Here is a 14,727-nt window from a genome sequence, read left to right as displayed (position 1 = left end):
CCACAGGAGACACACAGCATGGGCAAAGTCGCACTGGTCGGCAAGATCACCCACGTGCCGTCGATGTACTTGAGCGAGCTGGACGGCCCGCGCAAGGGCACGCGCCAAGACGCCATCGACGGGCACAAGGAAATCGCGCACCGCTGCAAGGCACTGGGTGTGGACACCATCGTCGTGTTCGACACGCACTGGCTGGTCAACGCCAACTACCACATCAACTGCGCCCCCAGCTGGCAGGGCACCTACACCAGCAACGAGCTGCCGCACTTCATCAGCAACATGCCTTTTGCCATTCCCGGCAACCCGGAGTTGGGGCAACTGCTGGCCCAGGTGTGCAACGAGCATCAGGTCGAAACGCTGGCCCACCACGCCACCACGCTCGACCCCGAATACGGCACGCTGGTGCCCATGCGCTACATGAATGAGGACCAGCACTTCAAGGCGGTCTCCGTGTCGGCCCTGTGTACCGTGCATTACCTGAACGACAGCGCGCGCCTGGGCTGGGCCATGCGCAAGGCGGTGGAGGAGCACTACGACGGCACCGTGGCCTTCCTGGCCAGCGGCTCGTTGAGCCACCGCTTCGCGCAAAACGGCCTGGCGCCGGAATACGCCTTCAAGATCTGGAGCCCTTTCCTGGAACAGCTCGACCGCCGCGTGGTGGAGATGTGGCAGCAAGGCCAGTGGAGAGACTTTTGCGAAATGCTGCCCGAGTACGCCAGCAAGGGCCACGGCGAAGGCTTCATGCACGATACCGCCATGATGCTGGGCGTGCTGGGCTGGAGCGAGTACGAAGGCCGCGCCGATGTGATCACGCCGTACTTCGGCGCTTCGGGCACGGGGCAGATCAACGCCGTGTTCCCCGTGACGCCAGTGACCGGCCGTGCCATTCCTGCGGCTCAGGCTTCCCGGGCCGACGGTTACACCTCGGTCGCCACACGGCTTTGAAGGCACAAGTCGCCATGCCACACCTCGTCATCCTCTACACCGGCCAGCTCGACGCCGAGACTGACATAGGCGCGCTGTGCCGCACCCTGGCCAACACCATGCTCGCCGTGCGCGACGAGGACGACCGTCAGGTCTTTCCCGCTGGCGGCACGCGCGTGCTGGCCTACCCCGCTGCCCACTACGCCGTGGCCGACGGAGGCGCAGCGGGACGGGCAGTGGGCGGTGATGGTGACTACGCCTTCGTGTACCTCAACCTGCGCATGGGCCGGGGCCGCAGCGCCACCACGCACCGCAAACTGGGGGATGCCCTGCTCATGGCCACCAAGGCGCATTTCCAGCCGCTGTTCTCGCGGCGCCACATCGGCGTCACCCTGCAGATCGACGAAGGCCAGGAAGTCTTCGACGCCAAGCACAGCAACCTCCACCCTCTTTTCAATCCCAAGGCCTGACCCCCATGCTGTCCGACGCACAGATCCAGGAGCTCGCAGCCGAACTGCACCAGAGCCAGAAGACCCGCGTGCAGGTCGAGCACTTCTCCAAGCGCTTCCCCGGCATGACGCTGGAAGACGGCTACCGCATCAGCCGCGCCTGGGTGGCGCTGCAACTGGCCGAAGGCAGACATGTCATCGGCCACAAAATCGGGCTGACCTCGCGCGCCATGCAGCAGGCCAGCCAGATCGACGAGCCCGACTACGGCACCCTGCTCGACGACATGCGCTACACCTGCACCCCCGGGCAGGTGCTCGATATCCCCACCAGCCGCTTCCTCAAGCCCCGCGTGGAGGTGGAGCTGGCCTTCGTGCTCAAGGCGCCGCTGCAGGGCCCCCACGTGACCGTGGAACAGGTGCTGGATGCCACCGAATACGTCACTCCCGCCATCGAGATCATCGACGCGCGCATCGAGCAGTTCGACCGCCACACCCAGGTCATGCGCAAGGTGTTCGACACCATCAGCGACAACGCGGCCAATGCCGGCATCGTGGTGGGTGCGGGCCGTGCCGCACCGCGCGAACTCGATCTGCCCTGGTGCGGTGCTATCCTGCGCCACAATGGCGTGGTGGAAGAAACCGGGCTGGCCGCAGGTGTCCAGGGCGATCCGGCCATCGGCATAGCCTGGCTGGCCAACAAGCTGGCCCCCTGGGGCGAACGGCTGGAAGCTGGGCAGATCGTGCTGGCGGGCTCGTTCACGCGCCCCGTGGCCGCACGCGCAGGCGACCTGTTCGACGCTGACTACGGACCGCTCGGCCGCCTGCAGTTCCGCTTCGTCTGAGACCACCCCGCCACACGCCGGAGACGAACCCCATGGAATCCCCTTACATCCGCCCAGCCCGCTTCAGCCCCGAGGAGTGGGACGCCCGCGTCAAGCTCGCCGCTACTTATCGCATCTTTGCTCACCTGGGTTGGGCGGAACTGATTTACAACCACATCTCGCTGCGCGTGCCGGGCGCCGAACCGCACTTCCTCATCAACCCCTTCGGTCTGCACTACAGCGAAGTCACCGCCTCCAACCTGGTGAAAGTGGACATCGAGGGCCACATCGTCGGCCACTCTGACTGGCCCATCAACCCGGCCGGCTTCACCTTCCACGGCGCCATCCACGCAGCCATGCCCGAAGCCCACTGCGTGATGCACGTGCACACCACGCCCACGCTGGCCGTGTGCTGCACGCAAGAGGGCCTGTCCTACACCAACTTCTACGCCGCGCAACTGTGGGACCAGGTGGCCTACCACGAGTTCGAGGGCATCACCGTGCACCTGGACGAAGGTCAGCGCATTCTGGCCAGCGCTGGCGGCAAGCCCGTGCTGCTGCTGCGCAACCATGGCCCGGTGGTCATTGGCCGCACGCTGGCGCAAGCCTTCAACCTGATATGGCTGGTGCAACGCGCCTGCGAAGTGCAGGTGGCATCCCAGGCGCTGGGGCCGTTGCGTCCCATTCCTGTGCCGGTGCTGGAAAAGTGCGTGCGCGACTCCCTCAACTTCAACCCGAACTTCGGTGCTGGTGAAGACTCCTTCGCGGCGATGCAAAGGCTCATCGACCGGGTCAACCCCGGCTACGCCGTATGACCGCAACAGCCTCCACCCCCCTGCGCGTGGCCATTGTCGGCGCGGGCGCCATTGGTGGCCTGTTTGCCGCCTGGCTGAGTCAGCTGCCCCATGTGCGCGTGAGCGTGCTGGCGCGCGGCGCCACCCTGCAGTCATTGCGCAGCCAAGGCTTGCTGCTCAGTAGCGTACAGGGTACACGTGCCGTGCAGGTACACGCCAGCGACGACCCCGTCAGCCTGGGCCCGCAAGACCTGGTGGTGCTGGCCGTGAAAAGCCCTGCCGTGAAGGACGTGGTGCCCGCCGTGCGTGCGCTGCTGGCCCCCGAAGGCCGGGTGCTCGTCGCCATGAACGGTGTGCCGTGGTGGTTCTTCCACGGCCTGGGCGGCTCGTGTGATGGCCTGCATCTGCCCAGCGTCGACCCGGACGGCGCGCTCGCCGCTGCACTGCCCGCCACCCGCGTGGTCGGCTGCGTGGTGCATCTCAGCAGCAGCACGCCGGGTCCCGGACACGTGCGCCACATCCATGGCAACGGGCTCATCATCGGCGAACCGGCAGGGGGCGTCGGTCCACGTATCCAGGCATTGGCGGCCCTGCTGGAACAGGCCGGTTTTGCCGTCACCGTGTCGGAACGCATCCAGCGTGACGTCTGGTATAAGCTCTGGGGCAACATGACCATGAACCCCGTGTCGGCGCTCACCGGTGCCACCTGCGACCGCATCCTCGACGACCCGCTGGTGCGTGATTACATCAGCGCCGTCATGCGCGAGGCCCAGGCCATTGGTGCACGCATCGGCTGCGCCATCGATCAGAGCCCCGAAGACCGCCATGCCGTTACGCGCAAGCTGGGCGCGTTCAAGACCTCCATGCTGCAAGACGTGGAAGCCGGGCGCGCCATCGAACTGGACGCGCTCGTAGGCGCGGTGCGCGACATCGGCCAGCACCTGCAGCTGTCCACGCCGAACATCGACGCGCTGCTCGGCCTCACACGGCTGATGGCACAGACGCGGGGCCTGTACCCGGTTTGACGCGATCCATTCACTCGATCCATCCACTCCACTCGACGGCGGCCGATGCAAGTCCCGACCAATACCTTCCGCGACGCCCTGCGCGCCCAACAACCCCAGATCGGCCTATGGCTGGGCCTGGCCGACCGCTACAGCGCCGAGCTGCTGGCTGGTGTCGGCTACGACTGGCTGCTCATCGACGGTGAACACGCCCCCAATGATGTGCGCAGCACGCTCGGCCAACTGCAGGCTGTGGCCAGCGCCAGCACCGCGCTGCCACCCGGCCAGGCCGCGTCGCACGCCGTGGTACGTGTACCTATCGGCACGGGCGATGTGGGCACCACGCTCATCAAGCAGTACCTGGACATTGGCGTGCAGACGCTGCTCGTGCCCATGGTGGACACGCGCGAACAGGCCGCCCAGGTGGTGGCCGCCGCCAAGTACCCGCCCGAAGGGGTGCGCGGCATGGGCAGCGCCCTGGCCCGCTCCTCGCGATGGCAGGCCTACCCCAACTACGTGAAGGAAGCCAATGCCCAGGTCTGCGTGCTGCTGCAGGCCGAGACGGTCGAAGCCATGCGCAACCTCGACGCGATTGCCGCGACGCCCGGTGTGGATGGCGTGTTCATCGGCCCGGCGGACCTGAGTGCCAGCATGGGGCATGTCGGCGACCCGGGGCATCCCGAGGTGCAGGCCGCCATCCTGGACGGGATTGCACGCATCCGTGCGGCGGGAAAGGCGGCCGGCATTCTGGCCAGCGACCGTGCGCTGGCCCGGCGCTATCTGGCGGCAGGGGCTTTGTTCGTGGCGGTGGGGGTGGATACCGTGCTGTTGAGCCGGGCTGCCCGTGATCTGCTCGGGGCGTTCAAAGTGGAGTCGATGACCCAGGCTGCCGCAGCGAGCGGACCCTACGGTTGATCCGCCACCACGGACTGCACGGCTGACAATGCGGCGCGCAAGTCGTCTTCGGTGGCCAGCATCCGCAGTGCACCGGTGTCATCCAGCTCGCCAGCGGCACGCAGCACCTGCTCCACGGGCAGTTTCACGCCCACCAGCCACCATTCGCGTTGCTGCGCCGCGAGCTGGTTGCGCAGCCGTGCGAACACCTCGACCCCGGTGGCGTCGATGCGGTTGATCGGCTGCGCGAGCAGCACCACCCGTTTCGTCTCTGGGTGGGTGGCCAGGTGGTCGGTGATGGCCCGCTCCAGCGCGCTGGCCGAGCCAAAATCGAGCTCGGCATCCATGCGCAGCGCGTAGGTGTGCGGGGCGATGGGCGGTAATCGCCAGAGGTGGCGGTCGCGCAACCGCCCGTCGGCGTGTAACCCCACTTCGATGATCCGAGGATGCAGCCGCTGATACAGGAAATGGCTCAAGGCCATCAGCACCCCGGCCAGCACACCCCAGTAAATCTGCGGTGCCGTCAGCAGGGTGATCAGGAAGGTGGCCGCCGCCGTGGTGGCTTCCACTCGCGAGATGGCCCAGAGACGGCGGAACTCCATCGGCTTGAGCAGCCCCACCACCGCCACCACCACGATGGCGGCCAGCACCGCCTGTGGCACCGCGCTCAGCACGGGCAGCAGCCACAGCAGCGCCGCCGCCACGATGCCGGCGGAGAACACCGTGGCCCAGCCGGTCTGCGCGCCAGCATAGAGGTAGAGTGCCGAACGCGAGAACGAGGAGCTGGTCGGAAACGCCCCGCTCAGGCCCGAGGCGATTTTCGCCAAGCCTTGTCCGACCAGGTCTTGATCCCGATCCCAGGGCAGGCCTCGGCGCGCGTTGTCGATCTTGGCGCTGGCGGCCGTTTCCAGAAAGCTTACCAGCGAGATCACCAGCACCGGCACCGCCAGTTGTCCCAGCACCGCCCAGCCCGGCCAATCGGGCAGATACGGCATGGGCAGCCCGCCGGGCAGATGACCCACCACACGTCCGCCTCCGTCGGCAAAGCCCATCCAGTGACTCAGACCTGCTGCGCCCAGCACGATCAGCAGCACCGAGGGAAAGGCGGGTTTCCAGCGCCGCACCGCCATCAGCAGTGCCAGGCTGCCCAGACCAAACGCGAGCGATGGTCCATGCACCGCCTGCCACCACGCGCCGTCTGGTGGCGGCCCGGACCACCCGAGCAGGCCCCCCAGTTGTGAACCGATGATGAGCACGGCGGCCGCCTGCGTGAAGGCCATGAGTACCGGGGTGTTGACCAGATTGAGCAGCCAGCCGAAGCGCACCAGACCCAAGACCACCTGAAGCAGGCCGGACAGCAGAGCCAGCCACACGGCCAGCGACACCCACTGCGCCGAGCCCGGTTCGGCCAGTCCGGCGAGTGAGGCGCTGACCAGCAGGCAGGTGAGAGCGGTAGGCCCGACCGAGAGGCGCTGTGAGGCCCCGAAGAGGACCGCGATCAGCGCGGGCAGCATGGCCGCATAGATGCCGGTGACCAGCGGCATGCCGGCGAGCGCGGCGTAAGCCACCCCCTGGGGAATGACCATCAGCCCCACCGTCAGGCCGGCGAGCGCCTCGCCGCGCAGCAGGTGGGCGCTCGGACGGGGCCATTGGAGGAAGGGAAACAGACGGTGCAGGCGGCTCATGGACGGGGGAGGATTGCCCCGATGTTACGGTGCTTTTGATTGGTTGCCGCGCGCCGTGCGTCACCGTGGCCGACTGCGCGGGCCGGGGAGGTGATCCGCCCGGGGGGAGTCGGCTCAGTGCGGGCCTGTCGAGGCTGGCAGGCTGAAGTAGAACGTGCTGCCCACTTGAAGGGTGCTTTCGGCCCAGATGCGCCCGCCGTGGCGTTCGACGATGCGCCGGCACAGCGCCAGCCCGATGCCCGTGCCCTCGAATTCGCTGGCGCGGTGCAACCGCTGGAACACGCCGAAGAGGCGGTCGGCGCGCTGCGGGTTGAAGCCGACGCCGTTGTCCTGCACCCAGAACACCCATTGCGCCGGGCCGTTGGTGGGTGGGTCGAACCGGTAGCCGATGCGGATCAGGGCCGGTGTGCGTGGGCGGGTGTACTTCAGGGCATTGGCCAGCAGGTTGTCCCAGACCTGGCTGAGCAGCAAGGCGTCGCCGGCAACGGTCGGCAGTTCAGGGGGGAGTTCCCAGTGCACCTCGGGTTCGGGGCGGCGCAGGGCCGGGTCGTGCTGGACCCGGTTCAGGCTGGAGTGCAGCAGGTCGGCCATCGCCAGGTTGCGCCGCCGGATGGGCGCTCGTCCAAGCTTGGAGAAGGCCAGCAGACCTTCAATGAGCTGTCCCATGTGCTGGGCCGCCTGCGCGATCGTGTCGAGGTGGCGCTGCACCGTGGCCGAGGCGCCGGTTCCCAAGTCTTCGCGCAGCAGTTCGACGAAACTGCCGATGTGGCGCAGGGGGGCCCGCAGGTCGTGCGACACGGAGTAGGAAAAGGCCTCCAGGTCCTGATTGATGTCTTGCAACTGGCGGGTGCGCTCCTCCACCCGCGTCTCCAGCGCCGCATTGAGTTCCTGCAGCATGTCCACGAGTCGTTTGACTTCGGTCATGTCGCGCATCAGGCAGGCGTAGCCGCAGGCCTGGCCGGAGTCGGTGTCGTACAGCGCGGTCAGCAGCGTGTTGGCCCAGAATGTCGAACCGTCGGCTCGGCGCTGCCAGCCCGGGGTTTCACTCTGGCCCAGTAGGGCTGCGCGCTCCATGCCGAGCGTTATCGGATCGGTCGCATCGCGCGGGTCAGACATGGGCGCCAAGCGGCTGAGGTCTTGTCCCAGCATCTGCGCCGGGGTGTAGCCCAGCAGGCGCTGGGCACTGGGGGGCCAGTCCGAGACGCGGCCTTCGGGGTCCAGGAAAAAGATGGCGGCATCCCGCAGCCCTTCGGCCAGCAGTCGCAACTGGGCCTCGGTGTCGGGGGTGGCGAGGCCGCGGGCAGGTGGGGGTGCCGGTGTGGCAACGGGGTTCCAATCGGTGGTGTCCTGCAGGTGCAGGAACACGCCCAGCACCTGGGCGCCGTCGTGATCCGGCAGTGCCCGCACCATCCAGGACCGGCGGCCCAGGCCCGGGTGTTCAAAGCTTTCTTCCTGCGCCATCTCCATGCCCCGCAGGGCGGCGGAAAGGCAGGGCTGCAGGATCTCCATCATGGGTGGCGGGAGCAGCCGGTGCAGGGGTTGCGGCAGGGCGAGCGATGCGTCGGCTGATGCGGCGTACCAGCGCCGGGCTTCGCGGTTCGCGAGCAGGCACTGCAGTTGCGCATCCAGGCAGAACACCGCGCCCGGCCAGTGCTCGATCAGCCGCTGCAGGCGCGCGTTGCCGGCATCGGTTGCAGGCGCGAGATGTTCCTCCCCGCTGGTGCGCTCGGGGAACAGGTGGTGGAAGAACGACTCCGGCAGATGGTCGCCGATCGGCGTCAGGCTCATGCGGCAACTGTACCCGATCAAAGGGCGTCTGGAGTGCCGGAGCACGCCTGCCGGCGCTCAGAATCGCGGCAGATCGGGGTGGGAGAGTTGGCCGCCGCGCACCAGCATCTTGCCGTATTCGGCACAGCGGTGCAGCGTGGGGATGACTTTGCCGGGGTTGAGCAGTTCCTTGGGGTCGAAGGCGCGTTTGATGGCGAACATCTGCTCGTTTTCTTCGGGGCTGAACTGCACGCACATGCTGTTGAGCTTTTCCACACCCACGCCGTGCTCGCCGGTGACCGTGCCGCCCATGGCCACGCTGGTCTCCAGAATGTCGGCGCCGAACAGCTCGCAACGGCGCAGCTGGTCGGGGTCGTTGGCGTCGAACAGGATCAGCGGGTGCAGGTTGCCGTCACCGGCGTGGAACACGTTGGCGCAGCGCAACTGGTATTTCTTCTCCATCTCGGCAATGGCCAGCAGGATGTCGGCCAGGCGCTTGCGCGGGATGGTGCTGTCCATGCACATGTAGTCGGGGCTGATGCGGCCGCTGGCCGGAAAGGCGTTCTTGCGGCCGCTCCAGAACCTCAGCCGCTCGGCCTCGTCTCGGCTCACCGCGATGGCCGTGGCCCCGCATTGGCGCAACACCTCGCTCATGCGGCCGATTTCCTCTTCCACTTCCTCGGGGGTGCCGTCGCTTTCGCACAGCAGGATGGCTTCGGCCGTGAGGTCGTAGCCGGCATGCACGAAATCCTCCACGGCGGCGGTCATGGGTTTGTCCATCATTTCCAGGCCCGCGGGGATGATGCCGGCCGCGATGACGGCGGCCACGGCGTCGCCGGCTTGGCGGATGTCGTCGAAACTGGCCATGATGCAGCGCGCCAGTTGGGGCTTGGGCACGAGCTTGACGGTGACTTCCGTGACCACGGCCAGCATGCCTTCGCTGCCGATCAGCAGCGCCAGCAAATCCAGCCCCGGGCTGTCGAGGGCGGTGCCGCCGAAGGTGACGGGCTCGCCTTCGACGGTGTAGCCCCGTACCTGCAGGATGTTGTGCACGGTGAGGCCGTATTTCAGGCAATGCACGCCGCCAGAGTTCTCGGCCACGTTGCCACCGATGGTGCAGGCGATCTGGCTGCTGGGGTCGGGTGCATAGTACAGGCCATGGGGCGCAGCGGCTTCGCTGATGGCGAGGTTGCGCACGCCGGCCTGGACCACGGCCGTCTGGGCCAGTGGGTCGATGGCGAGGATGCGGTTGAACTTGGCCAGGCTCAACGTCACCCCCAAGGGGTGGGGCATGGCGCCGCCGGACAGCCCAGTGCCCGCCCCGCGTGCCACCACGGGCACCTCCAGCGCATGGCAAGCCCGCAGGACGGCCTGCACCTGTTCTTCGGTCTCGGGCAGCGCCACGGCCAGCGGGCGCTGGCGGTAGGCGGTCAGCCCGTCGCACTCGTAGGGGGTGGTTTCTTCTGCGGTGTAGAGCAGGGCGTCGGCGGGCAGCACGGCCTGCAGCGCCCGGACCACCTCGGCCTGGCGTGCGGCACGCTGCACCGCTGTGGCTTCAGTGGCGTCGGCGGGAGCGTTCATGGGGCTCCAGTGTAGGGCCTGGGCCGCTCGCGGGGGTTGAAAAATCCTGTGCCTTCTTGTGAAAGCGTCGGCTCTTGAAAAGCCCTGGGCCCGCCGTCATGTGGGGTTCAAGCACGCGGACCCGGTGAGGCGGGTATCGCGTTCCAGTCGTGTGACCTGTGATTGAAAGGAGAGTTTCATGAACAACCTCATTCCGCGTGGCAGCCTGTTCGACGAATTCTTCAAGGACATGGCGCCCGGTTATTTCATCCGTCCGCTGCATGGCGACCCGCTGCCGCAGTCGATCAAGGTCGATGTCAAGGAGAACGCCGATGCCTACATCCTCGAGGCCGAGCTGCCCGGCGTGGCGCGTGACGACATCCATGTGACCATCGACGGCAACGTCGTGACCTTGCGCGCCGAGATCCGGCAGATGGATGCCCAGACATCCGACGAGAAGGTGTTGCGCAGCGAGCGCTATTACGGCTCGGTGACGCGCAGCTTCCAGTTGCCGCAGGAGATCGACGAACAGGCTGCCAAGGCCAAGTACGACAACGGCGTGCTGCGGCTCATGCTGCCCAAGAAGCTGGGCCGCACTGGGCAGAAGCTGACCATCGAGTAAGGCGCGTCAATCCAGCGCTTTGCGCAGCCATTCGGCGAAGGCAGCGCATTCCCAGCGGTCCATGGTGCCGGTGCGCCAGCACAGGTAATGCGCATGGGGGCTGGGAATGGGGGTGCGGAAAGGCTCGGTGTCGCCGAGCCGCACCAGCGAACCGTTTTCCAGCCAGGGTGCGCCCAGGCGGTGCCGCACCAGCGCCACGCCCATGCCGGCTGCCGCGCCGTCGCACATCAGCCCGACGTCGTTGAACTGCGAGCCGTCATTGGGCTCTGGCCAGTCCAGGTGGTTGGCCGCGAACCAGGTGCGCCACGGCTCCAGCGGGCTGCGCAGCAGCGGCACGCCTTCGAGGTCTTCGGGGGTCTCGAAGGGGCCGTGCTCGCGCACGAACGAAGGCGAGGCCAAGGGCGTGACCACGTCCTTCATCAGACAGAAGTGCTCCATGTCGGCGTAGCGGCCGGTGCCGAAGCGGATGGTGAGGTCGGCATCTTCGGCCACCACGTCCAGCAGCGGAATGCTGACCTGCAGGGTCAGGTCGATTTCGGGGTAGGCCTCGGCGAACTGTTTGAGGCGCGGCATCACGATGGAGCGTGCAAACGTGGGCGTGATGGCCAGTCGCAGCTTGCGCCGCCCCGGGTTGGCCTGTCGGCTGGGGAAACGCTGCAGCGTGGAGAGCCCCTCGCGCACATGGGCCAGGTATTCGCTGCCTTCGGTGGTGAGGGAAAAGTCGGCCCGGCCGAACAGCTTGACGCCCAGGATCTGCTCCAGCTGCTTGACGCGGTGGCTCACCGCACTGGGCGTGACGCACAGCTCTTCGGCGGCCTGGGTCACGCTGCGCAGGCGTGCCAGCGCCTCGAAGGTCAGCAAGCACTGGATGGGCGGGATGCGCACAGCCATGGTTGCCTGTCCTTTCAGCGGAACACCACCGTCTTGTGGCCGTTGAGCAGCACGCGGTGCTCGCTGTGCCATTTCACGGCGCGTGCGAGTACCTGGCTTTCGGTGTCGCGGCCAATCGCGGTCAGGTCGTCCACCGTCATGCTGTGGTCCACCCGGGCCACGTCCTGCTCGATGATGGGGCCTTCGTCCAGGTCGGCGGTCACGTAGTGGGCGGTGGCCCCGATCAGCTTCACGCCCCGGTCGTGCGCCTGGTAGTAGGGCTTGGCGCCCTTGAAGCTGGGCAGGAAGCTGTGGTGGATGTTGATGGCACGGCCCTGCAGGCGTTGGCACATGCCGTCGGAGAGGATTTGCATGTAGCGCGCCAACACCACCAGCTCGGCCTGTTCCTGCTCGATGATCTCCAACTGCCGGGCCTCGACCTGGGCCTTGGTGGCTGGCGTCACGGGCAGATGGTGAAAGGGAATGTTGTAGCTGGCGGCGAGCTGGTAGAAATCCCGGTGGTTGCTGATGATGGCGCGGATGTCCAGCCGCAGCAGGCCGCTTTTCCAGCGAAACAGCAGGTCGTTGAGGCAATGGCCCTGCTGGCTGACCAGCAGCACCGTGCGCATGGGCTCATCGAGCAGATGCAGGCCCCATTGCATGGCGTGGCTCTGGGCGAAGGCTTGCACCTCCTGGCGGAGGGCTGCGGCGGGCAGACGGTCGCAGACGAACTGCACCCGCATGAAGAACAGGCCGGTGTCGTGGTCGTTGTATTGCGCGGCCTCCTCGATGTTGCCGCCGTGTTGGAGCAAAAAGCCCGACACCGCGTACACGATGCCGGGTTTGTCCTGGCAAGACAGGGTCAAAACGTATGTCGCATTCATAGACGCGCATTGTCGCAGGCTCTGCCGGAGCCGGCCTCTCGGGCGCGCACGAGGGCGTGGAGCAGGCGGTTCGCTGGCGCTTGCAACCCATGTGCCTCGGCGCGCCGGACCACATAGCCGTTGATGTGGTCGATCTCGCTCGGGTGGCCGCGCAGCAGGTCGCGCGCGGTGGAGGACAGCTGCGTGGCCATGCTCTGGGCAATGCCCTCGATCGCGGCCCAGGTGTCGCCGGGCACCGTCACGCCCTCGGCCGCTGCCACCGCCAGGCATTCGCGCTCGATGTCGCGCATCACCGCCCACATGCCTTCGAGCTGCACCAGCCGGGCGTAGGGCAGTTGCGTGAGCGCGGACAAGGCGTTGTAGGCACAGTTGATGACCAGCTTGGTCCACAGCTCACCCTGTACCCGCTCGCTCACGCTCACGCCGATGCCGGCCTGGGCGCAGGCGGCGATGAAATCGTTCGCACCGGGAAAGGGGCCGATGACCAGTTCGCCGCGCCCGTGGTGCTGCACATGCCCCGGCCCTGCCATGCCACAAGCCACGTACACCACCGTCGGAATCACCGGCCGACCCAGCACGGCAGCCAGGCGTGGCGCGTTGTCCACGCCGTTTTGCAGGCTGAACACGGTCGTGTGAGGGCTCAGGTGTGCACGCATCTGGGTGCCGGCGGTTTCGGTGTCGGTGGACTTGACACAGAACAGCACCGCGTCGGCGCCCTGCACGCCAGCGGCTTCGGTGGTGGCCCGAAGGGCGATGTGTTCGGTCCAGTCCCGCGTCTGCAGACGCAGACCATGCTGCTGGATGGCTTCGACATGGGCGGCCCGGGCCACGAGCGTGACCTCATGCCCTGCGCGGGCGAGCATGCCCCCGTAATAACAGCCGACGGCGCCGGCGCCCATGATGGCGAATCGCATATGCAGGCCCAGAGAAGTGGAAACGGTCGCAGCTTACCAAAGGGCGATTGGCAAACGGTATCGGGCGGCGCGTCGCAGAGGGAAGGCATGGATAATGCCGCCTCGGCGCATGCTGCGCCACGACAGGAGGATGCATGACGACAGTGGCGGTGGATGTGGTGGTGATGGCGGCCGGCAAGGGCACCCGGATGAAGAGTGCCCTGCCCAAGGTGCTGCACCGTCTGGGGGGGCGGGCCTTGCTGGCCCACGTCATCCAGCGGGCGGCGCAGCTCGGGGCGCGCCAGGCCGTGGTGGTCACAGGCCACCAGGCCGATCAGGTCGAGGCGGCCCTGGGTGGGATGACCGAGGCCCCGCCGGCCTTGCGCTGCGTGCGCCAGGAGCCTCAGCTCGGCACCGGGCATGCGGTGCAGCAGGCCCTGCCGGTGCTGGCCGACGATGGTGTGACGCTGGTGCTCTCCGGCGATGTGCCGCTGACCGAAGTGGCCACACTGCAGGCGTTGCTGGACCTGTGCGACGGCCAGCATCTGGCCCTGCTGACGCTGGACCTGCCCGATCCCACCGGCTATGGCCGCATCGTGCGCGGACCTGGTGACGACGTGCGCGCCATCGTGGAGCACAAGGATGCCAGCGATGAGCAGCGCCGTATCACCGAAATCTACAGCGGCATCATGGCCGTGCCCACCCGACTGCTGCGCGGCTGGTTGGCCCGGCTGGACAACCGCAACGCCCAGGGCGAGTACTACCTCACCGACGTGGTGAAGTTCGCCGTCGCCGACGGCGTGCGGGTGTTCGCGCATCGCATCCACGATGCGCTGCAGGTGGCCGGGGTGAACAGCCCGGCCCAGCTCGCCGAACTCGAGCGCGCGCATCAGCGCCGCTTGGCCGATCGGCTGATGGCCCAGGGCGTGCGGCTGGCCGACCCGGCCCGGCTGGACGTGCGCGGCACGCTGGATTGCGGACAGGATGTGGAAATCGACGTGAACTGCGTTTTCGAGGGTGAGGTGCAGCTCGGTGACGGGGTGCGGATCGGGGCGCACTGCGTGATCGCGAACGCGCGCATCGAAGCCGGCGCCGTGATCCATCCTTTCACCCACATCGACGGTGAGCGCGCGGGGGTCGGCGTCGGCCCGGGGGCGCTGGTCGGGCCGTTTGCCCGCTTGAGGCCGGGGACGCGGCTGGGGCCGGCGGTGCACATCGGCAACTTCGTGGAAGTCAAGAACTCGACTTTGGCTGCCGGGGCCAAGGCCAATCACCTGGCCTATCTGGGGGACGCCACCGTGGGCGAGCGCGTCAACTATGGCGCGGGCAGCATCACCGCCAATTACGACGGGGCCCACAAGCACCGCACCGTGATCGAGGCCGACGTGCACGTGGGCAGCAACTGCGTGTTGGTGGCACCGGTCACGCTGGGCGCCGGCGGCACCATCGCCGGTGGCTCGACCATTACCAAAGACACGCCGGCCGGCGCGCTGAGCGTCGCTCGGGCCAAGCAGCTCAGCATTGCGAACTGGAAGCGGCCCGAGAAGAAGCCCTGAAGCG

Annotated in this window: 14 protein-coding genes; 8 read left to right on the top strand and 6 right to left on the bottom strand. The window is 67.3% G+C overall.

The features are described 5' to 3' along the window. Nucleotides 1-18: 18 nt before the first annotated feature. The 6 genes from hpaD to HZS63_RS01750 are packed head-to-tail and all read left to right on the top strand — an operon-like array spanning nt 19 to nt 4,907. Nucleotides 19-945, top strand: a complete 927-nt coding sequence (gene hpaD / locus HZS63_RS01775) for a 3,4-dihydroxyphenylacetate 2,3-dioxygenase (protein WP_180682299.1) — start codon at nt 19-21, stop codon at nt 943-945. A 14-nt stretch (nt 946-959) separates the two neighbouring features. Then, the gene (locus HZS63_RS01770; RefSeq protein WP_180682298.1) at nt 960-1,394 is read left to right on the top strand and encodes a 5-carboxymethyl-2-hydroxymuconate isomerase; all 435 of its coding nucleotides are present in this window, start codon (nt 960-962) and stop codon (nt 1,392-1,394) included. 5 nt (nt 1,395-1,399) lie between these two features. Continuing rightward, the gene (hpaH, locus tag HZS63_RS01765; protein WP_180682297.1) at nt 1,400-2,215 is read left to right on the top strand and encodes a 2-oxo-hept-4-ene-1,7-dioate hydratase; all 816 of its coding nucleotides are present in this window, start codon (nt 1,400-1,402) and stop codon (nt 2,213-2,215) included. A 32-nt stretch (nt 2,216-2,247) separates the two neighbouring features. After that, nucleotides 2,248-3,009: a class II aldolase/adducin family protein gene (locus HZS63_RS01760; RefSeq protein ID WP_180682296.1), complete on the top strand. Its 762-nt coding sequence runs from the start codon at nt 2,248-2,250 to the stop codon at nt 3,007-3,009. Continuing rightward, nucleotides 3,006-4,013: a 2-dehydropantoate 2-reductase gene (locus tag HZS63_RS01755; protein ID WP_180682295.1), complete on the top strand. Its 1,008-nt coding sequence runs from the start codon at nt 3,006-3,008 to the stop codon at nt 4,011-4,013. Before HZS63_RS01760 ends, HZS63_RS01755 begins: the two co-directional genes overlap by 4 nt. Before the next feature lie 45 nt (nt 4,014-4,058). Then, nucleotides 4,059-4,907, top strand: a complete 849-nt coding sequence (locus HZS63_RS01750; RefSeq protein WP_180682294.1) for an aldolase/citrate lyase family protein — start codon at nt 4,059-4,061, stop codon at nt 4,905-4,907. On the opposite strand, the gene HZS63_RS01745 is transcribed toward HZS63_RS01750, so the two are convergent. The 3 genes from HZS63_RS01745 to HZS63_RS01735 form a co-directional block, all read right to left on the bottom strand. Continuing rightward, nucleotides 4,898-6,571: a SulP family inorganic anion transporter gene (locus HZS63_RS01745; RefSeq protein ID WP_180682293.1), complete on the bottom strand. Its 1,674-nt coding sequence runs from the start codon at nt 6,569-6,571 to the stop codon at nt 4,898-4,900. The genes HZS63_RS01750 and HZS63_RS01745 overlap by 10 nt on opposite strands. A 114-nt stretch (nt 6,572-6,685) precedes the next feature. Continuing rightward, nucleotides 6,686-8,359: a sensor histidine kinase gene (locus HZS63_RS01740; protein ID WP_180682292.1), complete on the bottom strand. Its 1,674-nt coding sequence runs from the start codon at nt 8,357-8,359 to the stop codon at nt 6,686-6,688. Nucleotides 8,360-8,416: 57 nt separating this feature from the next. Then, nucleotides 8,417-9,919 (bottom strand): FAD-linked oxidase C-terminal domain-containing protein, encoded by a 1,503-nt coding sequence (locus HZS63_RS01735; RefSeq protein ID WP_180682291.1) that lies wholly within the window; start codon nt 9,917-9,919, stop codon nt 8,417-8,419. Nucleotides 9,920-10,097: 178 nt separating this feature from the next. Here HZS63_RS01735 and HZS63_RS01730 point away from each other — a divergent pair, with 178 nt between their 5' ends. Continuing rightward, nucleotides 10,098-10,520: an Hsp20/alpha crystallin family protein gene (locus tag HZS63_RS01730; protein WP_180682290.1), complete on the top strand. Its 423-nt coding sequence runs from the start codon at nt 10,098-10,100 to the stop codon at nt 10,518-10,520. A gap of 6 nt (nt 10,521-10,526) precedes the next feature. Here the strand turns inward: HZS63_RS01730 and HZS63_RS01725 are convergent, their stop codons facing one another. The 3 genes from HZS63_RS01725 to HZS63_RS01715 are packed head-to-tail and all read right to left on the bottom strand — an operon-like array spanning nt 10,527 to nt 13,188. Then, the gene (locus HZS63_RS01725; RefSeq protein ID WP_180682289.1) at nt 10,527-11,411 is read right to left on the bottom strand and encodes a LysR substrate-binding domain-containing protein; all 885 of its coding nucleotides are present in this window, start codon (nt 11,409-11,411) and stop codon (nt 10,527-10,529) included. 14 nt (nt 11,412-11,425) lie between these two features. Next, nucleotides 11,426-12,274 (bottom strand): formyltetrahydrofolate deformylase, encoded by an 849-nt coding sequence (purU, locus tag HZS63_RS01720; protein ID WP_180682287.1) that lies wholly within the window; start codon nt 12,272-12,274, stop codon nt 11,426-11,428. Beyond that, on the bottom strand, nt 12,271-13,188 hold the full coding sequence (locus tag HZS63_RS01715; protein WP_180682286.1) for a ketopantoate reductase family protein: 918 nt from the start codon (nt 13,186-13,188) through the stop codon (nt 12,271-12,273). Before HZS63_RS01715 ends, purU begins: the two co-directional genes overlap by 4 nt. Nucleotides 13,189-13,322: 134 nt before the next feature. Here HZS63_RS01715 and glmU point away from each other — a divergent pair, with 134 nt between their 5' ends. Further along, nucleotides 13,323-14,723 (top strand): bifunctional UDP-N-acetylglucosamine diphosphorylase/glucosamine-1-phosphate N-acetyltransferase GlmU, encoded by a 1,401-nt coding sequence (gene glmU, locus HZS63_RS01710; protein ID WP_246316079.1) that lies wholly within the window; start codon nt 13,323-13,325, stop codon nt 14,721-14,723. Nucleotides 14,724-14,727: the final 4 nt, after the last annotated feature.

Source organism: Tepidicella baoligensis (assembly GCF_013432195.1).
GTDB lineage: Bacteria > Pseudomonadota > Gammaproteobacteria > Burkholderiales > Burkholderiaceae_C > Tepidicella > Tepidicella baoligensis.
This window is presented reverse-complemented; position numbering and strand designations above follow the sequence as displayed.